The 24,668-nt window shown below is 37.9% G+C and carries 26 protein-coding genes and 1 other annotated feature; all 26 genes read left to right on the forward strand.

The features are described 5' to 3' along the window. The first annotated feature begins 80 nt into the window (after positions 1–80). A complete protein-coding gene (mraY, locus tag V7150_RS05540) occupies positions 81–1,058 on the forward strand; it encodes a phospho-N-acetylmuramoyl-pentapeptide-transferase (RefSeq protein ID WP_335514626.1) in 978 nt (325 codons plus the stop codon). After that, positions 1,059–2,408, forward strand: a complete 1,350-nt coding sequence (murD, locus tag V7150_RS05545) for a UDP-N-acetylmuramoyl-L-alanine--D-glutamate ligase (RefSeq protein ID WP_335514629.1) — start codon at positions 1,059–1,061, stop codon at positions 2,406–2,408. It abuts the gene before it with no gap. 269 nt (positions 2,409–2,677) lie between these two features. Then, positions 2,678–3,778, forward strand: coding sequence for a stage V sporulation protein E (spoVE, locus tag V7150_RS05550; RefSeq protein WP_335514632.1), 1,101 nt, complete (start codon positions 2,678–2,680; stop codon positions 3,776–3,778). Between the two features lie 153 nt (positions 3,779–3,931). Then, positions 3,932–5,035, forward strand: coding sequence for an undecaprenyldiphospho-muramoylpentapeptide beta-N-acetylglucosaminyltransferase (gene murG, locus V7150_RS05555; protein ID WP_335514635.1), 1,104 nt, complete (start codon positions 3,932–3,934; stop codon positions 5,033–5,035). A gap of 62 nt (positions 5,036–5,097) precedes the next feature. Then, a complete protein-coding gene (gene murB / locus V7150_RS05560; protein WP_335514638.1) occupies positions 5,098–6,006 on the forward strand; it encodes a UDP-N-acetylmuramate dehydrogenase in 909 nt (302 codons plus the stop codon). A gap of 390 nt (positions 6,007–6,396) precedes the next feature. Continuing rightward, on the forward strand, positions 6,397–7,158 hold the full coding sequence (locus V7150_RS05565) for a cell division protein FtsQ/DivIB (RefSeq protein ID WP_335514641.1): 762 nt from the start codon (positions 6,397–6,399) through the stop codon (positions 7,156–7,158). 4 nt (positions 7,159–7,162) lie between these two features. After that, positions 7,163–7,873: a DUF881 domain-containing protein gene (locus V7150_RS05570; protein ID WP_335514644.1), complete on the forward strand. Its 711-nt coding sequence runs from the start codon at positions 7,163–7,165 to the stop codon at positions 7,871–7,873. A gap of 43 nt (positions 7,874–7,916) precedes the next feature. Then, positions 7,917–8,648, forward strand: a complete 732-nt coding sequence (locus V7150_RS05575; protein WP_335514942.1) for a DUF881 domain-containing protein — start codon at positions 7,917–7,919, stop codon at positions 8,646–8,648. Beyond that, a complete protein-coding gene (locus V7150_RS05580; RefSeq protein ID WP_335514648.1) occupies positions 8,648–9,010 on the forward strand; it encodes a small basic family protein in 363 nt (120 codons plus the stop codon). The genes V7150_RS05575 and V7150_RS05580 overlap by 1 nt, the downstream gene beginning before the upstream one ends. Before the next feature lie 121 nt (positions 9,011–9,131). Beyond that, complete coding sequence (ftsA, locus tag V7150_RS05585) at positions 9,132–10,427, forward strand: cell division protein FtsA (protein WP_335514651.1); 1,296 nt, start codon at positions 9,132–9,134, stop codon at positions 10,425–10,427. Positions 10,428–10,463: 36 nt separating this feature from the next. After that, complete coding sequence (ftsZ, locus tag V7150_RS05590; protein ID WP_335514653.1) at positions 10,464–11,597, forward strand: cell division protein FtsZ; 1,134 nt, start codon at positions 10,464–10,466, stop codon at positions 11,595–11,597. Positions 11,598–11,928: 331 nt separating this feature from the next. Further along, complete coding sequence (gene spoIIGA, locus V7150_RS05595) at positions 11,929–12,867, forward strand: sigma-E processing peptidase SpoIIGA (protein WP_335514655.1); 939 nt, start codon at positions 11,929–11,931, stop codon at positions 12,865–12,867. 44 nt (positions 12,868–12,911) lie between these two features. Then, entirely contained in the window at positions 12,912–13,631 is a 720-nt protein-coding gene (gene sigE / locus V7150_RS05600; RefSeq protein ID WP_283922558.1) for an RNA polymerase sporulation sigma factor SigE, read from the forward strand. 170 nt (positions 13,632–13,801) lie between these two features. Next, complete coding sequence (sigG, locus tag V7150_RS05605; RefSeq protein WP_040204876.1) at positions 13,802–14,581, forward strand: RNA polymerase sporulation sigma factor SigG; 780 nt, start codon at positions 13,802–13,804, stop codon at positions 14,579–14,581. Positions 14,582–14,677: 96 nt separating this feature from the next. After that, complete coding sequence (locus V7150_RS05610) at positions 14,678–14,947, forward strand: YlmC/YmxH family sporulation protein (RefSeq protein WP_335514660.1); 270 nt, start codon at positions 14,678–14,680, stop codon at positions 14,945–14,947. 62 nt (positions 14,948–15,009) lie between these two features. Then, positions 15,010–15,840 (forward strand): peptidoglycan editing factor PgeF, encoded by an 831-nt coding sequence (pgeF, locus tag V7150_RS05615; protein WP_335514664.1) that lies wholly within the window; start codon positions 15,010–15,012, stop codon positions 15,838–15,840. Then, positions 15,837–16,514, forward strand: a complete 678-nt coding sequence (locus tag V7150_RS05620; protein WP_335514666.1) for a YggS family pyridoxal phosphate-dependent enzyme — start codon at positions 15,837–15,839, stop codon at positions 16,512–16,514. Before pgeF ends, V7150_RS05620 begins: the two co-directional genes overlap by 4 nt. A gap of 11 nt (positions 16,515–16,525) precedes the next feature. After that, positions 16,526–16,987 carry a cell division protein SepF gene (locus V7150_RS05625; RefSeq protein WP_335514669.1) on the forward strand — a complete coding sequence of 154 codons (462 nt, stop codon included), beginning with the start codon at positions 16,526–16,528 and terminating at the stop codon, positions 16,985–16,987. A gap of 5 nt (positions 16,988–16,992) precedes the next feature. Next, the gene (locus V7150_RS05630; RefSeq protein WP_335514672.1) at positions 16,993–17,256 is read left to right on the forward strand and encodes a YggT family protein; all 264 of its coding nucleotides are present in this window, start codon (positions 16,993–16,995) and stop codon (positions 17,254–17,256) included. A gap of 31 nt (positions 17,257–17,287) precedes the next feature. Continuing rightward, on the forward strand, positions 17,288–18,061 hold the full coding sequence (locus V7150_RS05635) for an RNA-binding protein (protein WP_335514674.1): 774 nt from the start codon (positions 17,288–17,290) through the stop codon (positions 18,059–18,061). Positions 18,062–18,145: 84 nt separating this feature from the next. After that, complete coding sequence (locus V7150_RS05640; protein ID WP_335514677.1) at positions 18,146–18,661, forward strand: DivIVA domain-containing protein; 516 nt, start codon at positions 18,146–18,148, stop codon at positions 18,659–18,661. 51 nt (positions 18,662–18,712) lie between these two features. Further along, positions 18,713–18,956, forward strand: a binding site (T-box leader). A gap of 77 nt (positions 18,957–19,033) precedes the next feature. Next, complete coding sequence (gene ileS, locus V7150_RS05645) at positions 19,034–21,805, forward strand: isoleucine--tRNA ligase (protein ID WP_335514680.1); 2,772 nt, start codon at positions 19,034–19,036, stop codon at positions 21,803–21,805. A gap of 148 nt (positions 21,806–21,953) precedes the next feature. Beyond that, a complete protein-coding gene (locus V7150_RS05650) occupies positions 21,954–22,238 on the forward strand; it encodes a hypothetical protein (protein ID WP_335514684.1) in 285 nt (94 codons plus the stop codon). A 222-nt stretch (positions 22,239–22,460) separates the two neighbouring features. Then, on the forward strand, positions 22,461–22,970 hold the full coding sequence (gene lspA / locus V7150_RS05655; RefSeq protein ID WP_283922569.1) for a signal peptidase II: 510 nt from the start codon (positions 22,461–22,463) through the stop codon (positions 22,968–22,970). Next, positions 22,942–23,853 (forward strand): RluA family pseudouridine synthase, encoded by a 912-nt coding sequence (locus V7150_RS05660; RefSeq protein WP_335514689.1) that lies wholly within the window; start codon positions 22,942–22,944, stop codon positions 23,851–23,853. Before lspA ends, V7150_RS05660 begins: the two co-directional genes overlap by 29 nt. 183 nt (positions 23,854–24,036) lie before the next feature. Then, the gene (gene pyrR, locus V7150_RS05665) at positions 24,037–24,579 is read left to right on the forward strand and encodes a bifunctional pyr operon transcriptional regulator/uracil phosphoribosyltransferase PyrR (protein ID WP_335514691.1); all 543 of its coding nucleotides are present in this window, start codon (positions 24,037–24,039) and stop codon (positions 24,577–24,579) included. The last annotated feature ends 89 nt before the right edge of the window (positions 24,580–24,668 follow it).

Raw genomic sequence — 24,668 nt, forward strand, 5'->3', positions numbered from 1 at the left:
TAATCAAACATATGATATAGCTGTGATATTAGAAAAGCTGACAAATAAATTACCAATAGATATGGAAAGGAGGGGATAAAATGAAGGAGCAAGTTATTTTTTTTACAATAATTATGGGTTTTCTTATCTCAGTTTTACTTTCTCCGATTTTTATTCCCTTCTTAAGAAGGTTGAAATTTGGACAAAGCATCCGGGAGGAAGGTCCCAAATCACACCAAAAAAAATCAGGCACGCCTACAATGGGTGGTGTGATGATTTTATTCTCGATTATCATTACCACTTTAGTTATGATCGGGAAATACTCAGAACAAATTCCAGTTACAACATTTTTACTTTTGTTTGTAACATTTGGGTTCGGATTGCTCGGTTTTTTGGATGATTTTATTAAAGTAGTATTGAAACGAAACTTAGGATTAACATCAAAACAAAAGTTTTTAGGTCAAATTATTATTTCAGTAATATTTTACCTAATCTATAAACATACTGGGCAATCGACAGAACTTAAACTGCCTTTTGGGGATTACTCCATCGATTTAGGATGGTCATATGTGTTTTTAATCATTTTCTGGCTAGTTGGATTCTCCAATGCAGTGAACTTGACAGACGGTCTCGACGGTTTGGTTTCAGGAACGGCAGCTATCGCATTTGGAGCATTTGCTGTTTTAGCATGGAACCAAAATAACTTTGAAATAGCTGTTTTCTCTGTTGCAGTGGTTGGTGCTGTATTAGGATTTTTGGTTTTTAATGCTCATCCTGCTAAGGTATTTATGGGGGACACTGGATCACTTGCACTTGGTGGTGCGATAGCTGCGATTGCTATTTTAACAAAGCTTGAGATTCTGCTTATCATTATTGGCGGAGTTTTTGTCATCGAAACATTATCAGTTATTCTTCAGGTCTCATCCTTTAAGATGACTGGAAAACGAATTTTCCGAATGAGTCCGCTTCATCATCATTATGAATTAGTTGGCTGGTCGGAATGGCGGGTAGTCGTTACATTTTGGAGTGTTGGTCTAATATTTGCGATACTAGGTATCTATATCGAGGTGTGGTTGTAATTGAAACAGATTGAATCTTATCAACATAAAAAAATTCTTGTCCTTGGTTTGGCCAAAAGTGGTGTAACGGCAGCGGCATTGCTGCATAAGCTTGGAGCATTTGTTACAGTGAACGATAAAAAGCCATTATCGGAAAACCCAGAGGCCCAAGGATTGTTAGAGCAAGGGATTAAAGTGATTTGTGGTGATCATCCAATTGAACTTCTTGATGAAGGGTTTGAACTTATTGTGAAAAATCCTGGAATTCCTTATCACAATCCTATGATTGAAGGAGCTATTGAAAAAGGAATACCTGTCATTACAGAAGTTGAGCTTGCTTATGAGGTTTCAGAAGCACCTTTTATTGGGATTACAGGAACAAATGGAAAAACAACAACAACCACGCTTGTATATGAAATGCTGAACCAAGGAGAGAAACAGCCGTTAATTGCCGGTAATATCGGAACTGTTGCCTCGGGTGTTGCTCAAGCGGCAACAATGGAAAATACCATTGTCATTGAATTATCTTCGTTTCAGCTAATGGGAATCGAAACCTTTAACCCGAAAATTGCGATTATCACAAACCTTTATGATGCCCATTTGGATTATCACGGTTCACGAAAGGATTACATTGCAGCAAAGGCAAACATCACTAAAAACCAGACAGAGCTTGAATATTTAATCATTAATGCAGACCAAGAAGAAACATTGGAAATCGCGCGGCACTCAAAAGCCAGTATTATACCTTTTTCTACAAAGAGGGAATTGGTAGAAGGTGCTTATATTCAAAATGGCTGGATTATGTTTAATCATGAAAAGGTAATGGAAATTAGTGAAATTGCCTTGCCGGGGGTACATAATCTCGAAAATATTTTATCCGCCATGGCAGCAGCTAAACTTTCCGGAGTAGGAAATGTAGCAATCCAAGAAGTGCTGCGAACATTTACTGGTGTCAGGCACCGTTTACAATTCGTCGCTGATGTAAATGGAAGAAGGATTTATAATGATTCAAAGGCAACGAATATTTTAGCCACTATCAATGCTCTTGCTGCGTTTGAAGCCCCGATCATCTTACTTGCAGGAGGACTAGATCGCGGCAATGAATTTGATGAGCTGCTTCCTTATTTAAATCATGTGAAGGCATTGATAACATTTGGTCAATCCGCTCCTAAGATTGAGCGGGTCGGGGCTCAAGCAGGAATAAAAAAAATTACACGTGTCGATAATGTTGAAGAGGCAGTGCCTGAAGCTTATCGATACTCTGAATCAGGTGACATCATCCTGTTATCTCCTGCATGTGCAAGCTGGGATCAATATAAAAGTTTTGAGATCAGGGGAGACATTTTTATCGAAGCGGTGCATAAGCTTTAGTAAGGGCTTGTACCACAAAGAAAAGCGGAAGCGTCTTGTCGAGTGACAAGCGGAGCTCAGTCAGAGACTAGTCGGCCTTAATGTGTACAGAATGCATTAACTTTCTGTAGCCAAGCATAAGAAATGCCAGCGTGAAGGTGTTCTTTTATCTTCTCGACGGATTGGCTGTAGACCGGCGAGCCCCTAGGCTCTGTAGCTAGACACTTCGTGTTATTATCCACTCAGAGTGGTTCTCTAAGCCCTAAAACTCGTAGTTGAGGTGTATAGTGGTGCCGACAAAGAGAACAACTCCTGATTTTATTTTAATTATTGTAACTTTCACGCTGCTGGCAATAGGGTTAATTATGGTTTACAGCGCAAGCGCAATTTGGGCTGAATATAAATTTCATGATTCTTTTTTCTTTGCAAAACGGCAAACTCTATTCGCAGGTGTCGGAATCGCTGCCATGTTTTTTATTATGAACATTAATTACTGGACATGGAGAACTTGGGCTAAAACCATTTTAATTGTTTGTTTTGTCATGTTAGTACTAGTCTTAATTCCAGGAATCGGAAATGTTCGGAATGGCTCAAGAAGCTGGATAGGAGTAGGGGCATTTTCGATTCAGCCTTCAGAATTTATGAAATTAGCGATGATTGCCTTTTTGGCCAAATATCTTTCTGAAAGACAGAAGCTGATTACCTCTTTTAGGAAGGGGCTTGTTCCTTCTTTAGGACTTGCCTTTTTAGCCTTTACAATGATTATGCTGCAGCCCGATTTAGGTACAGGAACCGTCATGATGGGAACATGCGTTGTAATGATTTTCATAGCCGGTGCAAGAATTAGTCATTTTGCTTTCCTTGGACTATTGGGTGTTGCAGGGTTTGTCGGCTTAATTGCTTCGGCACCTTATCGAATAAAGCGGATTACCTCCTTTTTAGATCCTTGGTCGGATCCATTAGGCAGCGGATTTCAAATTATACAATCGCTATACGCCATCGGTCCCGGAGGTTTATTCGGACTTGGTCTTGGTGAAAGCAGGCAAAAGTTTTTTTACTTACCTGAACCGCAAACGGACTTTATCTTTGCAATTCTTTCAGAAGAATTAGGATTTATTGGTGGTTCTTTTATCCTGCTATTGTTTGCGCTTTTGTTATGGCGTGGAATACGCATCGCTCTTGGCGCCCCTGATTTATATGGAAGTTTTCTTGCAGTAGGAATTATCGCCATGGTTGCTATTCAGGTAATGATTAATATCGGTGTTGTAACAGGTCTTATGCCAGTAACGGGCATTACATTACCATTTTTAAGCTATGGGGGCTCCTCGCTGACCTTGATGTTAATGGCTATCGGTGTTCTCCTAAATATTAGCCGTTATTCAAGATATTAAAAATGATACCCTGTTCACATTAACAGGGTTCTTTTTTATTTGAGGATTAGTTTACAATTACATAACAATCTTTTTTCATTTGCTTTATTATCTTTATTTTTATAGTAAGATAGGAATGCATTCAGGTGTTAAATCGTTAATGAGGTGGAAAAAATGAAAATAGTAGTAAGCGGCGGCGGGACTGGCGGACATATTTATCCTGCGCTCGCACTTATAAGGGAAATTCAAAAAGAGAACAAAGATGCAGAGTTTCTATACATAGGTACAAAAAATGGCTTGGAGAGTAAAATTGTCCCTCGAGAGAAGATTGCCTTTAAATCCATTCATATTACTGGATTTAAACGGAAGCTTTCCTTTGAGAATGTCAAAACCGTATTTCGTTTTCTAAAAGGTGTGAAAGACAGTAAAAGATTATTAAAAGAGTTTAAGCCTGACATTGTTATTGGAACTGGTGGATATGTTTGTGGCCCTGTTGTTTATGCAGCCCATAAGCTTCGGATTCCAACGATCATTCATGAACAGAATAGTGTTCCAGGGCTTACAAATAAATTTTTGAGCCGGTATGTAAACAAAATTGCCATCTGTTTTGAAGAAGCAAAAAATTATTTTCCAAGTGAAAAGGTAGTTTTCACGGGAAATCCACGTGCTTCCGAGGTAATCGGAAAGGATGGAATAAAAGGGCGACTTTCAGCTGGTCTAAGTACAACTAAACCTGCCGTTCTAATTTTTGGTGGCAGCCGTGGTGCGAGGCCAATTAATGAAGCGGTAGTTAAAGCCTTCGCAGAATTGGCTGAAAAACCTTATCAGATTCTCTATATTACTGGCGATGTCCATTATGAGGATGTCAAAAAGGAAGTGGAGTTAATAGGAAGTCCGACTAATGTAGTGATAAAACCTTTTATTCACAATATGCCAGAGGTTCTTGCGGGGATTGATTTAGTTGTCTCAAGAGCGGGAGCAACGTCGCTTGCCGAAATTACTTCACTCGGTATTCCAAGCATTCTTGTCCCAAGCCCATATGTTACAAATAACCATCAAGAGAAAAATGCTAGGTCTCTTTGTGATTATGGTGCGGCTGAATTGCTTTTAGAAAAAGATTTAAATAATAAAAGTCTGGTGTATCATATAGATCGAATTCTATTAAATAAAGAAAATTTACATGATATGAAAATAAAAGCTAAGAAAATGGGTGTACCAGATTCAGCGAGCAGACTTTATTCAGTAATGAAGCAGCTTGTAAAATCAAATCATAGGTAGCCCAAATAAATTTTTAGCATAAACTAACATAAAACGCATCTAGGAAAGTTAGGGTGATAAATATGGACGCGATATTAACGGAATTGCAAAATTTAAATATTGGGAAAGTGAAAAAAAATGAACCTCTCCTTCATCACACGACAATAAAAATTGGTGGTCCTGCTGACCTTTTTATTGAGCCTTCATCAGTTGATAATTTAAAACAGGTAATGGCGGTAATTAACAAACACCGCATAAATTGGCGGGCGATTGGAAGAGGCTCTAATCTTTTAGTTTCAGACAAAGGGATTGAGGGAGCAGTGATTAAGCTCGGTCCGGGAATGAGCCACCTCGAAATTAACGAGACAGAAATTACAGTCGGCAGTGGTCATTCACTTGTTAGTCTCTCAACATTAATTAGTAAAAAAGGACTTACTGGCCTTGAGTTTGCCAGTGGCATCCCTGGATCAGTCGGCGGAGCTGTTTATATGAACGCTGGTGCACATGGGTCAGATATTAGCAAAATATTAACAAGGGCTCATGTTTTATTTGATGACGGGAGGATGGAATGGCTTTCGAATGAAGAAATGGAATTCTCTTACAGAACATCGATTCTACAGAAAAAGCGCCCGGGAATTGTTGTGGAAGCTGTTTTCCAGCTTGATAGGGGAGATAGAGCAGAGATTGTGTCTCAAATGCAACACAACAAGGATTATCGAAAAGAGACACAACCATGGAATTTTCCTTGTGCAGGAAGTATTTTCCGAAATCCGCTTCCAAATTATGCAGGAAAACTAATTGAAGCCGCTGGTTTAAAGGGCTTCAGTATTGGTGGTGCAAAGATTTCCGAAATGCATGGGAATTTTATTGTCAATGCCGGTAATGCTTCTGCCGGTGACGTGCTCGCCTTAATTCAGCATGTCAAAGATACTATTTACAGTTTATATGAAGTTAAAATGGAAACTGAAGTGGAAATAATCGGAAGGAAATAGAAGTAGCGAGTATACAAAGTTCTAAAAATTTTAACTTACTTTTCTTGTAAGAAATGCCTTACGAATGACAAATGTTGTGTTATAATTACTGGTAATATTATAGGTGGGAACCCTAATGAAAATGAGTGACGGCATGAATTTTCGTGCCGTTGTTTCTCTTTTCAAGGTAACCATTTTCACGTGTTTAAAGGACAAACATTTTATTAATTTTTAGGGCAATGTCTTTTTATCCTGGATTAACCAGCAGAAGGACCCTCGTCAAGACTTTACAAGAGCAAAAAGGATAGGTGGAGGGAACTGTCCGTAAAAGCCCTATTTGGTTCAACTAATAATTAGTGGAGATGGGAAAAACCACTGATTGAAGTTTCACTTTATGTGGAGGAAAAATGAATGGAAAAAGGTAAAATCGTTGCTCTTGAGGATCGTATTCCAAAACTAAAGGAGCAAAGACGGCGAAAAGCAAACAAACGACTTGCGCTTCTGCTCATTCTGTTTTTTACAATGATAGTAGTTGTTGCATATACTCAATCACCATTAAGTCATGTTAAGAATATTACCGTAAAAGGAAATGAAGTGTATTCGGATGCTGAAATAATAAAAACGAGCGGTATTACTAATCAAACAAATATTTGGAAAGTAAAAAAAAGTGATATTGCTTCAAAGCTGCAGCATTTATCCGAAATAAAACAGGCGGAAATAAAAATTCGTTGGCCTAATACCATTCAAATTCAAGTAAAAGAACATAAAAGAGTGGCGTATCTTAAGCAAGATACAAACTACTTACCAGTTATGGAAAACGGGAAAATTTTAAAAGATAGAAAAACGGAAATAATCACAGATAATTCTCCGATTCTTTTCGAATTCAAAGAAGGCGATGTCCTTAACCAAATGGTAAAAGAGTTAGAAATTCTCCCAAGTGAAATTTTAAACTCCATTTCTGAAATTCATTATTCTCCGAAGAAAACTGATCAGTATCATATTTCCTTATTTATGAATGATGGCTTTGAAGTAAGTGCTACTCTTAGAAGTTTTTCGGAAAAGATGGTGCATTATCCTTCAATCATTAGCCAACTAGACCCTAACAAAAAGGGAATTATCGACTTAGAAGTAGGATCGTATTTTAAGGCTTTTGAACCGGAAGTGGAGGAATAAGAAGTTGAAACAGATAAAGGTGAAGGGTAAGCATTTTATCTTGTCCCTTGTATGCCTTGTTTTAGGGTTTATGTTGGCTTTCTCCTATCATCTAACCCAAAAAGAAAATCAAACAGAAAATCGGGATATATCAGGTAAACAATATGAAAAGACCCTTGCATTAAGAAATCAATTAATTGCTCAAGAGGAGACCAATCGAAAACTGCAAAAAGAATTAAAGCAAAAGCAAGATAAAGTTCTTAAAAATGAAAAGGATCTTGCAAAGGAAGCACAGGTTTTCCTTAACATTGCTGAGGATACTGAAAAATATCGGATGTTTCTTGGCAAGGTGAAGGTAAAAGGAAAAGGTGTAAAGATTACTCTATCTGACGGCGCATATGATCCAAAAGAAGATAATGTAAACAATTATCTTGTACATGAACATCATGTTTTTAAAGTAGTGAATGAACTGTATATCTCTGGTGCTGCAGCTGTTGCCATAAATGGACAAAGACTTACGAGCCATTCTTATATTATTTGTAACGGTCCAGTTATTACAGTTGACGGGGTTCCACATCCTGCACCGTTTATTATTACCGCCATTGGTGAACCAGATGTATTATCATCTGCATTAAACCTGTCCGGAGGAGTAAAGGATCAATTAGTCAACGATAATCTTGTTTTTACACTGGAAAAAGTAAATGAAATTGTCCTAGATCCAATTTTAGGCAGTTAAACAGTGTCCACGTAATGATTATATTAGAGGTTAGGTGAATAAAGTGGACAAGCCAAAAATAAATATAAGTTTTACCTTGGTCGCAACGGTAATTGGATTCATGATTGCTATTCAATTCCAAACTGTGAAAAAACCTGTTGAACGTGATACACGTGATGTCTGGCAGCTTCGTGAAGCATTATTAAAAGAAAAAGAACTTCAGTCTGAATTATTGAGCGAAATTCGTTCGAATGAAGAGAAACTATCAGCTTATGAATCTAAACGAAAACTAAGTAAAGAACAGGTGTTAAAGGATACATTACAAGAATTGAAAATAGAAGCTGGACTTACCGAGGTAACTGGCCCCGGTATTACAGTGCAAATAGAACCTGTTATTGAGGATGCAAAATTGGGAGTTCCTGTTACACGAGTTGTTTCACCCGAACTCTTAAAAAGGTTATTAAACGAATTAAATATGTATGAAGCGAAATATGTAGCGATTGACGGTCAAAGAATTATTAATACCACTGTTATTAGGGATATTAATGGGGATACAAAAATTGATGGGCATACAATCAGGAGCTTACCAATCGAGATTAAGGTGGGCGTAAATGAAATGAATACTGCTGAAAAACTATCTAATCGGATGAAGGTCTCAAAAGCAAGGGATGAATTTTTTACTGAAAATCTGAGACTAAATATCTCAGCACCAAATCCAACTATTACGATCCCAGCCTATGATAATTCAATTCGTATTAAGTACATGGAGCCGATCAAAGAAGGGGGCGGTTCTTAATGTGGCTTCCGATTATGGGACTCGTAATTGGAATTATTCTCGGTTTATTAACTGAAATTCGAATTCCTGAAGAATATTCCAATTATTTGTCGATTGCAGTACTTGCAGCTTTTGATACACTATTTGGTGGTATCAGGGCTTACATGCAAAATATTTATGATGAAAAGGTGTTTGTTTCCGGTTTCTTTTTTAATATAATACTTGCTGCAAGTTTAGCTTTTCTCGGTGTTCATCTTGGTGTAGACTTGTATTTAGCAGCAGTTTTTGCGTTTGGTGTCAGGTTGTTTCAAAATATTGCTGTCATAAGACGAATATTATTGACAAAATGGTCAACAAACAGAGAAAAAATAGAAAAAAATTGATATTTTTTAAAGGGAAATATGTTGTTGTGACGAATAATTTTATAAGATATTACTATGAAACTTGTATTGAACAAAATGAATTGTTGTTCGACCTAAGGAGATTAAAAGGAGGTGCCAAAGAATGAACAGCAATGAAATATATGTTAGTCTTGACATCGGTACATCCAGTGTAAAAGTAATCATTGGTGAAATGGTCAATGACTCTGGGAAAGACTCATTAAATATAATTGGTGTTGGCAGTGTGAAATCTGAAGGCTTACGTAAGGGATCGATTGTAGATATGGACGACACCGTTCATTCTATTAAGCGGGCGATTGAGCAGGCAGAGAGAATGATAGGGATGGAGATCCGAGAAGTGGTTGTTGGTATTTCCGGGAACGACATCATGCTTCAGCACTGTCACGGAATTGTTGCTGTTTCCAGCCAAAACCGAGAAATTACGAATGAGGATGTCCTTCGTGTCATTGAAGCATCACATGTGGGATCCATACCGCCAGAAAGAGAAAATATTGGCGTCATTCGAAAGCAATTTATATTAGATGGTAAGGATGAAATTAATGATCCCCGTGGGATGATAGGTGTTCGTTTAGAGATGGATGGTACACTAATTACTGGATCTAAATCCACAATCATTAATACATTGCGCTGTGTAGAACGTGCTGGTCTTGAAATTTTAGATATTATTCTGCAGCCGTTGGCAGCAGGGGATTTTGCTTTATCAAAGGATGAAAAGAATCTTGGTGTTGCCCTTATTGACATTGGCGGTGGTTCTACTACAATTGCTGTGTTTGAAGAAGGATTTTTAAAGGCAACGAGTGTGATTCCAGTTGGCGGAGATCTTCTCACGAATGATCTTTCCAAAGTCTTGCACACTTCTACCGAGGATGCTGAAAATATCAAGGTTAAATATGGTCATGCTTTCTATGATAATGCCTCAGAAGATGAGTTCTTCAGCGTACCAATCATTGGAAGCGATCAGCATCAGCAATTTAATCAGCTTTATGTATCTGAAATTATTGAAGCTAGAATGGAAGAAATTTTTGAATTAATTGCGAATGAATTAAAACGATTAGGTGTGAATGATTTACCAGGTGGTTTTGTCTTATCAGGCGGAACAGCAAAAATGCAAGGTGTGCTGGAGCTTGCCCAGGATATGTTTCAAAATCCAGTTCGGATTGCCTCACCTGACTATATTGGTGTAAGAGAACCTCAATATACAACAGCGGTTGGCTTAATTAAATATGCTTATAAGAATGCTAGATTACCTGGAGGAACAATCAGCGGTACGTCAGCTGTTTCTGAGCCAGTCGAAAGAAGAGTACCAAAACAACATCAACCAAAAGCAAAAGTAGAAAAACATCCGGAAGAAAAGATGTCATCAAAAGTAAAAAAATTCCTTGGTTACTTTTTCGAATAATCGAAAAGGAAAATCGACGAATTAGGAGGATTTGTCATGTTAGAATTTGATACAAATTTAGATTCTCTTGCAACAATAAAAGTAATCGGAGTAGGCGGTGGAGGTAATAACGCGGTAAACCGAATGATCGAACATGGTGTTCAAGGTGTAGAATTTATCGCAGTTAATACAGATGCTCAAGCCTTAAATCTTTCAAAAGCGGAAATAAAAATGCAGATTGGTGCTAAGCTGACTCGTGGACTCGGAGCCGGGGCTAATCCAGAGGTAGGTAAAAAAGCCGCAGAGGAAAGTAAGGAACAAATTGAAGAAGCACTTCGCGGTGCTGATATGGTATTTGTTACGGCAGGAATGGGCGGAGGAACAGGTACTGGTGCTGCACCAGTTATTGCTCAAATTGCTCGTGACTTAGGTGCCTTGACAGTTGGTGTCGTTACTCGTCCATTCACCTTCGAAGGGAGAAAGCGTTCGAATCAAGCCTCCGGCGGAATTGGTTCCATGAAGGAAGCCGTCGATACACTTATAGTTATCCCAAATGATCGTCTTCTTGAAATTGTTGATAAAAGCACTCCAATGCTTGAGGCTTTCCGTGAGGCAGATAATGTTCTCCGCCAAGGTGTTCAGGGGATTTCCGATTTAATCGCAACACCTGGTTTAATTAACCTAGATTTCGCCGATGTAAAAACAATCATGTCTAATAAAGGATCGGCATTAATGGGTATCGGAGTTGCTACAGGTGAAAACCGTGCTACAGAAGCTGCTAAAAAGGCTATTAATTCCCCGCTATTAGAAACTTCTATTGATGGTGCACAGGGAGTTCTGATGAACATTACTGGTGGCGCTAACTTGAGTCTTTATGAAGTGCAAGAAGCAGCAGATATTGTTGCAACTGCGACCGACCAAGAAGTAAATATGATTTTCGGTTCTGTTATTAATGAATCATTAAAAGATGAGATCATCGTAACCGTCATTGCAACTGGATTTAATGAAGAAGTTGCCCAGCCAAAAGTAACCCGTCCGTCTTTCGGACAAGCAAAACCATCTGTTGGTACTGTCAAGAGAGAGCATAAGCGGGAAGAAGCACCTATGGAACCAGTTCGTAACACAAATGTATCCCAAGAGGATACACTGGATATTCCAACATTCTTACGTAACCGTAATCGTAGAAGATAAAAAAAGGAACCGTCCTATAGCGACGTATGGACTGAAACGCTCCGAATGAGATAAAGGAAACATATAGCTATATTTGATGTTGACTTATCGGAATGAGGAGACGAAGTACACTAGGCGTTGGGTATAGAAGTTAGACAGTTCTCTAATTATTAAGAAGTTTAATAAAAAATGCATGGTCCAAATTGGATCATGCATTTTTTCTGTTTTTTAATATGACAAAATCCGTTGGGAATAGTGAAAATTTCTGTTTTTTTGATTACAAAAAGTGACACACTTCAGCCATACATGTAGGTTATACTTTTTCGTAAACAGAAGTAAGGGTGAAGTCCATTTGATTGTTTATTTAGATGTAATTTGGGCTCTTAATTTGTTGTTTGATAGCCTGCTCCTTTATTTAACAGCAATTTTTCTGAAAAGAAAAATACGGCTATGGAGATTACTTGTCGGGGGATTTATTGGTTCATTGATTATTTTATTATCCTTTACACCATTAAATGTCTATTCAAGCCATCCAATTTCCAAACTTATTTGTTCCATCATGATGGTCTTAATAGCTTTTGGATATAAGCGGATAACTTTTTTTCTAAAAGCATTAATGACGTTATATGTTTCTACTTTTTTAATTGGCGGGGCATTATTGGGAGCCCATTATTTTATTCAATACAATCCTATGTTGACAACCAAGATTCTCATGTCCAGTGTAAAAGGTTTTGGAGATCCAATTAGTTGGCTTTTTGTTCTAATTGGTTTTCCGGTTGCCTGGCACTTCTCAAGAAAAAATGTAGAAAGCATGGAGATGACAAAAATTCAATTCGAACAAATCGTTTGTGTGAGGCTGAATATTGAAGGTGAAAGTATGATATTTAAGGGATTAGTGGATAGTGGTAATCAACTATATGATCCCTTGTCAAAGCTCCCAGTTATGTTTGTCTCTATCAAAAACCAATTAGAAGCCATCCCTGAATCAATCAAAAAGCTGGCTGCAGACCCAGATCCACTCATTTCGGAAATCCAAGATTTCCCGGATGAATGGCAAAATAGGCTAAGAATTGTTCCTTGCCGGGTGGTTGGAAAAGAGCATCAGCTCATTGTTGCCATACAACCAGATCTAATTTTTATCGAACAAAACGGGACTCAATATTTATGTGAAAAAGGTCTTGTATCCTTTACGTTACAGCAGCTATCGGCCGATGATGCTTTCGAGTGCATAGTTCATCCGAAAATGCTGACTGGCCCAAAACAGCAAGTAGGGTCTGTGAAGGTAAGTTAATAATACTATACTCAGAAAAACATTTTTTAGAAGGAGGAACATGCATGAAAAAATGGAGACTTCGCTTATCCTATTATTGGTATAAGTTGTTAATTAAATTGGGTATAAAAACGGATGAAGTTTTTTATATTGGCGGAAGCGAAGCCCTGCCGCCTCCTTTAAGTAAAGATGAAGAAGAGATGTTATTAAAAAAACTGCCTGTTGGTGATAAGGCAGCAAGATCGATATTAATTGAACGAAATCTTCGACTTGTTGTTTACATTGCTAGAAAGTTTGAAAATACAGGTATTAATATTGAGGATTTAATCAGTATTGGGACAATTGGATTAATCAAAGCGGTTAATACCTTTAATCCTGAAAAGAAAATTAAACTTGCTACATATGCATCAAGATGTATTGAAAATGAAATTCTCATGTACTTACGACGAAATAATAAGATAAGATCAGAAGTATCCTTTGATGAACCGTTAAACATTGATTGGGATGGTAATGAACTGTTATTATCCGATGTATTGGGAACCGATGATGATATTATTACAAAGGATCTAGAAGCGAATGTGGACAGGAAGCTGCTGACAAAAGCATTGCACCAGCTATCCGACCGTGAAAAGCAAATAATGGAGCTCAGATTTGGTTTAATGAATGGAGAAGAAAAAACTCAAAAAGATGTAGCAGATATGCTAGGTATTTCCCAGTCCTACATTTCACGATTAGAAAAGAGAATAATTAAAAGATTAAGAAAAGAATTTAATAAGATGGTATAAGAAAAGTAAAAAAAGAAATTTTTTTCCATCAAAAAACCCTATGCTATTCTTGATTTAATTGCATATTTCGACATTTATGCACTTGTCTATGGTCATGGACAGGTGCATATTTTTCCTTCTCAAGGAGATACTGTTTTTTGTACAGCAGCTCCTGTGAGGAGGGAAAAGGATTGACTCGAAATAAAGTTGAAATTTGCGGTGTAGACACATCAAAACTTCCTGTTTTAAAGAACGAAGAAATGAGAATACTCTTCAAGCAAATGCAAGAGGGCGATATTAGTGCTCGTGAAAAGCTTGTCAACGGAAATTTACGGCTTGTCCTAAGTGTCATACAGCGGTTTAACAACCGCGGAGAGTTCGTTGATGACCTATTTCAGGTTGGCTGTATCGGACTAATGAAATCAATTGATAACTTCGATTTAGGTCAAAATGTAAAGTTTTCCACTTATGCCGTACCAATGATTATAGGAGAAATTCGAAGGTACCTGCGTGATAATAACCCAATTCGTGTTTCTCGTTCATTAAGGGATATCGCCTATAAGGCTCTTCAGGTCAGAGAACGTTTAATGAGCGAAACCTCTCGTGAACCGACTGCTGAAGAAATCGCTAAGGTTTTAGAAGTACCACATGAGGAAATCGTCTTTGCACTTGATGCAATACAGGATCCCGTGTCCCTGTTTGAGCCGATTTACAATGATGGCGGCGACCCAATATATGTGATGGATCAATTAAGTGATGAAAAAAATAAAGATATTCATTGGATTGAAGAAATAGCTTTAAAAGAAGGTATGCGAAGACTTAACGAACGTGAAAAATTAATTTTACGGAAGCGGTTTTTTCAGGGGAAAACACAGATGGAAGTGGCTGATGAAATTGGGATATCTCAAGCCCAAGTTTCCCGCCTTGAAAAAGCAGCTATTAGACAAATGAATAAAAATATCCAAAGTTAAAGCTGTCCTTTCCGGACAGCTTTATTTTTTCTTTATAAATAAATTTTCAACTGCAATCATATAGTTATTTTAGTAATGTAATTGGGAGTGGTGCAGGTGGTTAAGATTTCAGAATTCCAGATAAAAGATGTCGTGAATGTTTCGGATGGTAAAAGACTAGGGAATATTGGGGATATCGAGATTAATTTAACAACAGGAAAAATTGAAGCGGTCGTCATCTCCGGCAGCGGCAGGGTACTTGGCTTTTTTGGGAAAGATGAAGATATAGTCATTCCTTGGAAAAATATCATTAAAATTGGCCAGGATGTTATATTAGTAAGGTATAAAGGCACTGTGGAACGTATAACAGAAGAAACAGAAGTTTGACAATTGCGGTGACCAAATTTTCTTTTCGTGGTAAACTATAGAAAAACATAAGAGGTATTGAAATGGAACCCTTTGTTTTAAAAAATCAGTCCTATTTAACAATTGAAAACTGGATTAGGCAATATCCAGAATTAATTTCCGGTTTTACAACCAAAAGTGGAGGTACGAGCAAAGGAGTCTTTGAATCGCTTAACCTTGGCTTTCATGTTGGTGATAACCGCTCAAATGTTTATTCAAATAGAGAAATAGTGGCTGAATTGCTTAATTTCCCTTTAAGTCATTGGGTTGGGGCAGAACAAATACATGACATTATATTGAAGAAGATTACAAAAGCAGATCGTGGATATGGGTCCAATTCCTATGACCATTCCTTTAAAGGTACTGATGGTTTTTATACAAATGAAGAGGGCATCCTGTTAACGCTTTGCTTTGCTGACTGTGTCCCTCTTTTTTTTATTGCACCTGAAAAAAAGATGATTGGTACGGCACACGCTGGTTGGAAAGGGACAGTTGGGCAAATCGCAAAGCAAATGATAATAGCCTGGGGCAGGGAAGGAATTCAACCTGAACAGATTTTTGTAGCAATTGGACCGTCTATTTGTGAAAAATGTTATATTGTAGATGAGCGCGTTATTAACTTTGTGGATAAATTACTAGTAGATGAAGCAGTAATACCCTATAATTTAGTTAAAGAAGGGCAATATTCATTAAATTTACGTGAATTAAACAGGCAAATTCTTCTTGCATCGGGTGTTCCAAATAAAAATATTCTCCAGACTAATTTTTGTTCTAGCTGTAACAATGAGGTATTTTTTTCTCACCGCCGCGATAAAGGTAAGACTGGAAGAATGCTGAGCTTTATTGGCTGGAAGGAGACTGTGGATCGTTTATGAGAGTAGCTGAAAAACTAAAACAAATTAATCAACAAATAAATGAGGCATGCCTAAAAGTACATCGGACCGCTGATGAAGTGAAGTTGATTGCTGTAACAAAATATGTTAGTACGGAAAGAGCAAGAGAAGCGCTAGATGCAGGGATAAAAAATCTTGGTGAAAATCGTGATGACGGGCTGCTTGAAAAGTGGAAAGTATTAAAGGACAAGCCCCATTGGCACTATATTGGTACACTTCAAACACGCAAGGTAAAAAATATTATTGATAAGGTCGACTATATTCATTCTTTAGATCGTCTATCACTTGCTGAAGAAATCAATAAGCGAGCAAATCATAAGGTAAAATGTCTCGTACAGGTCAATATTACTGGTGAAGAATCCAAGCATGGCTTATCCCCTGATGAAGCAATTTCTTTTATTGGTTCACTGCAGCCATTTGAAAATATAAGGATAGAAGGTTTAATGACAATGGCACCCTTAACAGATGATGACCAGATTCTTCGCGATTGTTTTCGAAAACTAAGGGAACTTCGCGATCAAGTTCAAGCCTTACATTTAAATTTTGCGCCTTGCACAGAGCTGTCGATGGGAATGTCGGGCGATTTTACAATTGCTATTGAAGAAGGGGCAACAATGGTTAGAATAGGCACAGCACTTGTAGGTGAAAATGGTTAGGAGAGAAAAAAATGACGATTAAATCAAAACTAAAAACATTTTTCTTTTTAGATGATGAATATGATGATAAAAATGATGAGCATGTAGAGGCGGTTGAACCAGTAAAACAAAAACAACAGCCAGTGAAAAGTCAAAATGTTGTCAGTCTTCAAAGCGTACAAAAGTCTACAAGTTCTTCAAATGTCGCTAAGTCGTCAAAAGTAATATTAGTGGAGCCGCGAGCTTATTCAGAGTCAACAGAGATTGCCGATCAATTAAAAAATCGCCGTGCGGTTGTAGTAAACCTGCAGCGCATTGATAATGAACAAGGCCGGCAAATTATCGACTTTTTAAGCGGGGTAGTCTATGCCATTGGAGGAGACATTCAAAAAATCGGTTCAAGTATTTTTTTATGTACTCCTGATAATGTCGAGGTGTCTGGGAATATTTCAGAGTTAATCTTTGACCATGAAAATCAAAATACAAGGTGGTAATGTAAATGGATTTTGTTTTTTATCTATTACAGCAGATAATCCAGATTTATTCGTGGGCATTAATTATTTATATATTAATGTCATGGTTTCCAAATGCAAGAGAATCCTCAATTGGTCAATTCTTAGCAAGAATCTGTGAACCATATTTAGAGCCATTTAGAAAAATAATTCCACCAATTGGGATGATGGATATTTCTCCAATTGTTGCCTTTCTTGTATTAAACTTTGCCAAAAGCGGGCTGCACAGTGTATATTTATGGCTTATGTAAGAATTAATTAATTTAGGTTGTGTTTTCAATAATGAATATTTATCAACATTTCAGGCCGGAAGAACGAGAATATATAGACCAGGTATTGCATTGGAAAAATTATGTTGAGACACAATATACCCCTAAACTAACAGATTTTCTGGATCCCAGAGAGCAGCATATTCTTAAAATGCTAATTGGAGAAAATGGCGAGGTAAGATACAACCTTTTTGGCGGCAGTCAAGATGTGGAACGAAAAAGGGCTTATATTTTCCCTGAGTATTTGACTGCAAGTGAAAATGATTTCCAAATTTGCCTCTTTGAAATTGATTATCCCACGAAGTTCGTGACAATTGAACACAGACAGGTTTTAGGGACACTTATGTCTTTAGGTCTAAAGCGAGGGAAATTTGGAGACATTCTTATGAAGGATGGGAAGATCCAATTTTTTTCAGCAAAGGAAATAAGTGACTATACAAAAAGCAATGTCGAATCGATCGGCAGGGCTGGGGTAAAATTGGTTGAAACAAATATTGCAAATGTCATTGTCGCAAAAGAATTATGGGAAGAGCGGGATTTAACAGTATCTTCATTACGTCTGGATACTGTCATATCTGGTATTTATCAAGTATCAAGGCAAAAATCACTAGTGTTTATTCAACAGGGGCTTGTTAAAGTGAACTGGACATTAATCGAAAATCCGTCATTTATTTGTGAAGCTGGAGACATGATTTCAGTAAGAGGATTTGGAAGGGCAAAACTGATCGATGTTGAGGGTAAAACAAAAAAAGAAAAATGGCGAATTAGTGTCAGGAAACAAAAATAATTCATTAAAAAGCAGGATTTTCGAAAAACTTGTCGAATATTTGCTTATACATATAGAAGTACAGATTGTATGGAGGTGGCATCAATGCCGTTAACGCCGTTAGATATTCATAATAAAGAGTTTAATAAAGGTTTTCGCGGGTACGATGAGGATGAAGTGAATGAATTTCTTGATCAAGTCATTAAGGATTATGAACTAGTACTCAGAGAAAAAAAAGAAATGGAAGAGCAATTAAATGAGATGAAAGAGCGTCTTGGCCATTTTAAGAATATAGAAGAAACACTCAACAAATCCATCGTTATTGCTCAAGAAGCAGGTGAGGATGTAAAACGTAATGCCCAAAAGGAAGCAAAGTTAATTATTAAAGAAGCCGAGAAAAATTCGGATCGAATTGTAAATGAATCTTTATCGAAAGCTAGAAAAATTGCGCTTGAAATCGAGGATTTAAAGAAGCAGTCAAAAGTATTTCGAACACGATTTAAAATGTTGATTGAAGCACAGCTTGATATGCTGAATACGGATGATTGGGATCATTTATTAGAATATGAGATAGATGCATCAGAGTTGAAAATTCATCAAGAAGAGGATTCCTTAGCTTGACGAATTGTGTTTTATTAGCATATAATTTTTAAACATAAGTTTATAGAATGGAAATTGACGATGAAAGGGACAGTACAATTTTTCTAATGCTTTGTGAAGCGAGCTGGGGATGGTGAAAGCCCGGTAAAGCTGAAAAATTGGAAAATCACCCTCGAGTCCCAGACTGAAACCCAAGTGAAAGGGCAGTAGGCTCTGGCGTGTTATTCACGTTACGAATGGTAAAGCGGATAGAGCGATTTTAAATCGGCTATCTATCAGGGTGGTACCGCGGGAGTCAAACCTTCTCGTCCCTTTTTTGGGGATGAGAGGGTTTTTTTATTGAAATGGTCATTCTGTTTCACTTTATGTACAGATATTCAGGAGGAAGAAAAAATGGAGTATAAAGATACGTTATTAATGCCGCAAACTGAATTTCCAATGCGTGGAAACCTTCCCCAAAGAGAACCTGAAATGCAGGCAAAATGGGAAGAAATGAATATTTATCAAAAGGTACAAGAACGGACGAAGGGCAGGCCGATGTTTGTCTTACATGATGGTCCTCCATATGCCAATGGGGATATTCATATCGGTCATGCTCTTAATAAGATTCTAAAAGATATGATTGTCCACTATAAATCAATGAGCGGCTTCCATGCCCCATATGTCCCTGGCTGGGATACACACGGACTGCCGATTGAACAGGCATTAACCAATAAAGGTGTCAAACGAAAAGAAATGACGGTTGCTGAATTCCGCGATCTTTGTACAAAGTATGCTCTTGAACAAATTGATAATCAGCGTACCCAATTTAAGCGTCTCGGTGTTCGCGGTGATTGGGAAAATCCATACATTACCCTTAAGCCTGAATACGAAGCACAGCAAATAAAAGTGTTCGGTGAAATGGCTAAAAAGGGCTATATTTATAAAGGTCTAAAACCTGTTTATTGGTCCCCGTCAAGTGAATCAGCATTAGCGGAAGCGGAGATTGAATATCAAGATAAACGCTCGCCATCGATCTTTGTTGGCTTTAAAGTAAGAGATGGAAAAGGTGTTCTAGATACTGAAACACAAATTATCATCTGGACAACTACCCCATGGACAATTCCTGCGAACCTGGGAATTTCCGTTCATCCTGACCTGACATATGTGGTTGTTGAAGTTAATGATAATAAGTTTTTAGTTGCCGAAGCTCTTCTTGAAGCAGTAACACAGGAAATCGGTTGGGAAGATGCTACTGTAGTTCAAAAAGTCAAAGGTGCGGAATTAGAACATATCGTCGCAGCACATCCATTATATAATCGTGATTCATTAGTCATTTTAGGTGAACACGTTACGACTGAGGCTGGAACAGGTTGTGTTCATACTGCTCCAGGTCATGGGGAAGATGACTTTTATGTTGGTCAGAAATATGGCTTAGACGTTCTTTGCCCTGTTGACGATAAAGGTGTTATGACTAGCGAAGCACCTGGTTTTGAGGGTCTATTTTACGATACGGCAAATAAACCAATTGTACAGGCTTTAGAAGAAGCTGGTGCCCTATTGAAGTTATCATTTATTACTCACTCCTATCCACATGATTGGAGAACAAAGAAACCGGTAATTTACCGTGCAACAGCACAATGGTTTGCCTCCATTAAAGACTTCCGAGTTGATTTGCTTGAGGCAGTTAAGGAAACTAAGTGGGTACCTGCTTGGGGAGAAACAAGACTATTTAATATGGTGCGTGACCGCGGCGACTGGTGTATTTCCCGTCAGCGTGTTTGGGGTGTGCCGATTCCTGTTTTCTATGCAGAAAACGGTGAAGAAATTATTACCGATGAAACAATTAATCATGTATCTAATCTATTCCGTGAGCATGGTTCGAATATTTGGTTTGAACGTGAAGCAAAGGAATTATTGCCAGAAGGCTTTACCCATCCAGGAAGCCCTAATGGCACATTTACGAAAGAAACGGATATCATGGATGTTTGGTTTGATTCAGGTTCATCACATCAAGCCGTTCTTCTTGAAAGAGATGATTTAGTACGCCCTGCTGACCTTTATCTTGAAGGTTCAGACCAATACCGCGGCTGGTTCAACTCTTCCTTGTCAACTGCAGTAGCAGTAACGGGCAAAGCACCATATAAAGGTGTCCTAAGCCACGGCTTTGCTCTTGATGGTGATGGCAGAAAAATGAGTAAGTCACTCGGTAACGTCGTTGTCCCAGCGAAAGTAATGAATCAATTAGGAGCTGATATTTTACGACTCTGGGTTGCTTCCGTTGATTATCAGGCCGATGTTCGTGTTTCCGATGCAATCTTGAAACAGGTTGCCGAGGTTTACCGGAAAATCCGTAATACCTTCCGCTTCCTGCTTGGGAATTTAGCCGATTTTGAACCAGCAGTAAATAAGGTTGCTTACGAAAACTTACGTGAAGTTGATCAATTTATGCTTGTAAAATTAAATAAGCTGATTAAATATGTTCGCAATGCCTATGAAAATTATGAATTTGCAGGCATTTACCATGCAGTTAACAATTTTTGTACCCTTGATCTAAGTGCTTTCTATCTTGATTTTGCAAAAGATGTTTTATACATTGAAGCAGTTGACAACCACGAGCGCCGTGCGATTCAAACTGTTCTATATGAGTCACTGCTAGCTCTAACAAAATTAGTTTCGCCAATTCTTTCACATACTGCAGATGAAGTTTGGAAGTTCATCCCTAATGTCCAAGAAGAAAGTGTCCAATTAACCGACCTTCCAGAATATCAGGAGCTTGCGGGTGCGAAAGATCTTGAAGAAAAGTGGACGGCATTTATGAAGCTTCGTGATGATGTATTAAAGGCTCTTGAAGAAGCTAGAAATCACAAAGTAATTGGTAAATCATTAACAGCAAAAGTAACACTTTATGTTAATGATAAATCGAAGGCACTAGTAGATTCGATTGAAGAGAATCTGAAACAGTTGTTTATCGTCTCAGCATTTGAAGTGGCCGGACCGTATGAGGAAGCTCCTGCAAATGCGCTTAAATTTGAAACAGCAGCTATCGTAGTTACTAAAGCTGAAGGTGAAACATGTGAACGCTGCTGGATAGTGACGCCAGATGTAGGTCAAGATTCAGAGCATAAAACCCTTTGCCCTCGCTGCGCTGATGTTGTAAAAGAAAACTACTCACATTTAGCATAAAAAGACAGCCCTGAGTTAAAAAACTCGGGGCTTTTTCATTATTTATCCTCTAACGCTAATTGTTGTTGATGATGTCAAATGTTTTCCTGATTCAGCTGGTTGCTGTCGGAAATAATAAAACAAATGACAAACAACGGAGGTAACAACTATGAATGCCATGCAGGAACAGCTGTTTTTGGAACTCCGTCAAACGCAAGCAGAAATTGAAAAATCGCTTAAAAACCAACAAAAGCAAGCTTGGTTAACTTCCATTCTGGAAGAAGAGCTTGAAGACGTTGATACAGCGTTAAGAAAATTTAAAGCTGGAAATTTTGGTAAATGTGAAATTTCTGGTGAAATGATGCCAGATTATTTATTAAAAATGATCCCTACATTAAAGTCAATAAAAGATTCTGAAGATTTAGAAACATATTGCAAAAAACCAATTTACTAGCTATTTTTAGAATGTTACATTGTTGTTTCGCGCTAAAGTATGCTAAAATGCTAAGAGTATGAAAAGTGGAAGCCACGGTTTAGCGATGTATGGACTGACCGCATACGACAGAGATAAAAGAAACACGGTGAGTGATAGTGATTCGATCTTAACTTATCGTAAGCGGGAGTTAATCAGTACACTATTCGCAGGGCGCTGAAACTAGACAGTAAGTTTAGGTTGATGTGGAGGTATTTCTTAGTGTTTTATTACTTAATCGCTATTTTTGTTATTTTATTAGACCAGATTACAAAATGGTTAATTGTTAACAATATGTATTTAGGGGAAAGTATAACCATCATTGATAAAGTGTTGTATATTACTTCACACCGCAATCGTGGAGCAGCATGGGGAATCCTTCAAGGTCGAATGTGGTTCTTTTATGTAATTACGATCGCTGTCATTATCGCAATTATGTATTATCTTCACAAAGAAGCAAAGGGTAAATGGTTATTAGGCGTATCATTAGCTTTTATGCTCGGGGGGGCTGTTGGTAATTTTATTGACCGTGTCCTTCGTAAAGAAGTAGTCGACTTTATTCATACGTATATTTTCAGCTATAATTTTCCGGTCTTTAATATTGCGGATTCAGCTTTAGTGATCGGTGTTATCCTGCTGATGATTCAAATGTTGCGTGATGAGAGAGAAACAAAGGAGAAAACGTATGGAGAAAATGGAACACACCATTCTTGAGGTGCAAAAAGGAGATCGGATTGATAAGGTAATCTCTGGACTGAACGAAGAATGGTCACGAACACAGGTTCAGCAATGGATTAAGGATGGGAATGTCCTAGTAAACGGGCAATCTGTAAAGACCAATTATAAATGTAACCTTAATGATCAAATTGACATCCTCATTCCAGAGCCAGAGGAATTGGATGTACTGCCTGAAGAACTTGATTTAGAAATATATTATGAAGATAAAGATGTCTTAGTTGTAAACAAACCGCGGGGGATGGTTGTTCATCCTGCGCCTGGTCATTTGTCTGGAACGCTTGTTAACGGCTTAATGGCACACTGTAAGGATTTATCAGGTATTAATGGAGTGTTAAGACCAGGTATAGTTCACCGTATTGATAAAGATACCTCAGGTCTGTTAATGGTTGCTAAAAACGATATGGCACACGAAAGCCTTGTGAACCAATTAGTTGAAAAAACAGTTACCCGAAAATATAAAGCGATTGTTCATGGGGTCATTCCTCATGACTTTGGGACGATTGATGCCCCGCTTGGCAGAGATACAAAAGACCGTCAAAGCATGGCAGTTGTTGATAACGGAAAGCATGCCGTTACCCATTTTCAGGTGCTGGAGCGTTTTAAAGACTTTACTTTTGTTGAGTGCCAATTAGAAACAGGCAGAACCCATCAAATACGCGTTCATATGAAATATATTGGCTATCCGCTTGCCGGTGATCCAAAGTATGGACCCAAAAAAACACTTGATATTGACGGACAAGCCTTGCATGCAGGTGTTCTTGGATTTACTCATCCTCGGTCCAACGAATATTTGGAATTTGAAGCTCCGCTTCCAGAGGAATTTGAACGATTGCTTGATCAACTCCGAAATAATCGTTGACGTGAGCTGATTTTTAAAGTAAACTAACTATAGTTTAATAAGCCTTTAATTCGGTCCTGTGAGGCTGAGAAGGAAACGGTTAAAGATAGTAGGCAATCTATGCCTATATCATGTACATTAACTTGTCCACCTCTCGCCAAAACTGGTGAGAGGTTTTTTATTTTTTAAAAAAGAAGGTGTAATATGAACCAAAAAGCACTTGTTCTTGATGAACAGGCAATCGGAAGAGCGATGACAAGGATTGCCCACCAGATTATTGAAAAAAACAAAGGAATCGATGATTGCCTGCTGGTTGGTATTCGAACGAGAGGTATTTTCCTTGCAGAAAGACTTGCGAAAAAAATTGCTGAGATTGAAAAAAAGACAATTCCAGTTGGTGAATTAGATATTACCCTTTACCGTGATGATTTAACGAAAAAAACAAATAACCAAGAACCACTTGTAAAAGGTTCAGATATCCCAATTGATATTAGCGAAAAAAAAGTCATTCTTGTTGATGATGTTTTATATACAGGCAGAACTGTTAGGGCAGGTCTTGATGCATTAATGGATATTGGGCGGCCAGCAGCAATACAATTAGCGGTGTTAGTGGACCGGGGCCATCGTGAACTGCCAATCCGTGCTGATTATGTTGGAAAAAACATTCCAACATCAAGTGAAGAAAAGATTGTGGTCGAGCTTGCTGAAGTGGATCAGCTTGATCAAGTAAGTATTTTTGATAAGTAAATAGCAACCCTTTTAAATGCAGTCCCGTGAGGCTGACAAAGGGGAAAAAGCCGGTTGTTTATTTAAGTCCGGCAATTTCTAAACCCTCT

The organism is Neobacillus drentensis, from assembly GCF_036965245.1.
GTDB classification, from domain to species: Bacteria; Bacillota; Bacilli; order Bacillales; family Cytobacillaceae; genus Neobacillus; species Neobacillus drentensis_G.

What these genes read in the sequence shown, in the direction of transcription:
- V7150_RS05620 (WP_335514666.1), top strand. Translation starts at nt 15,837, where the DNA reads ATGAGAGTAGCTGAAAAACTAAAACAAATTAATCAACAAATAAATGAG.
- V7150_RS05625 (WP_335514669.1), top strand. Translation starts at nt 16,526, where the DNA reads ATGACGATTAAATCAAAACTAAAAACATTTTTCTTTTTAGATGATGAA.
- V7150_RS05565 (WP_335514641.1), top strand. Translation starts at nt 6,397, where the DNA reads ATGGAAAAAGGTAAAATCGTTGCTCTTGAGGATCGTATTCCAAAACTA.
- sigE (WP_283922558.1), top strand. Translation starts at nt 12,912, where the DNA reads ATGAAAAAATGGAGACTTCGCTTATCCTATTATTGGTATAAGTTGTTA.
- mraY (WP_335514626.1), top strand. Translation starts at nt 81, where the DNA reads ATGAAGGAGCAAGTTATTTTTTTTACAATAATTATGGGTTTTCTTATC.
- pgeF (WP_335514664.1), top strand. Translation starts at nt 15,010, where the DNA reads ATGGAACCCTTTGTTTTAAAAAATCAGTCCTATTTAACAATTGAAAAC.
- pyrR (WP_335514691.1), top strand. Translation starts at nt 24,037, where the DNA reads ATGAACCAAAAAGCACTTGTTCTTGATGAACAGGCAATCGGAAGAGCG.
- V7150_RS05650 (WP_335514684.1), top strand. Translation starts at nt 21,954, where the DNA reads ATGAATGCCATGCAGGAACAGCTGTTTTTGGAACTCCGTCAAACGCAA.
- murB (WP_335514638.1), top strand. Translation starts at nt 5,098, where the DNA reads ATGGACGCGATATTAACGGAATTGCAAAATTTAAATATTGGGAAAGTG.
- ftsZ (WP_335514653.1), top strand. Translation starts at nt 10,464, where the DNA reads ATGTTAGAATTTGATACAAATTTAGATTCTCTTGCAACAATAAAAGTA.
- V7150_RS05635 (WP_335514674.1), top strand. Translation starts at nt 17,288, where the DNA reads ATGAATATTTATCAACATTTCAGGCCGGAAGAACGAGAATATATAGAC.
- lspA (WP_283922569.1), top strand. Translation starts at nt 22,461, where the DNA reads ATGTGGAGGTATTTCTTAGTGTTTTATTACTTAATCGCTATTTTTGTT.
- V7150_RS05580 (WP_335514648.1), top strand. Translation starts at nt 8,648, where the DNA reads ATGTGGCTTCCGATTATGGGACTCGTAATTGGAATTATTCTCGGTTTA.
- ftsA (WP_335514651.1), top strand. Translation starts at nt 9,132, where the DNA reads ATGAACAGCAATGAAATATATGTTAGTCTTGACATCGGTACATCCAGT.
- murG (WP_335514635.1), top strand. Translation starts at nt 3,932, where the DNA reads ATGAAAATAGTAGTAAGCGGCGGCGGGACTGGCGGACATATTTATCCT.
- V7150_RS05630 (WP_335514672.1), top strand. Translation starts at nt 16,993, where the DNA reads ATGGATTTTGTTTTTTATCTATTACAGCAGATAATCCAGATTTATTCG.
- V7150_RS05660 (WP_335514689.1), top strand. Translation starts at nt 22,942, where the DNA reads ATGGAGAAAATGGAACACACCATTCTTGAGGTGCAAAAAGGAGATCGG.
- V7150_RS05640 (WP_335514677.1), top strand. Translation starts at nt 18,146, where the DNA reads ATGCCGTTAACGCCGTTAGATATTCATAATAAAGAGTTTAATAAAGGT.
- ileS (WP_335514680.1), top strand. Translation starts at nt 19,034, where the DNA reads ATGGAGTATAAAGATACGTTATTAATGCCGCAAACTGAATTTCCAATG.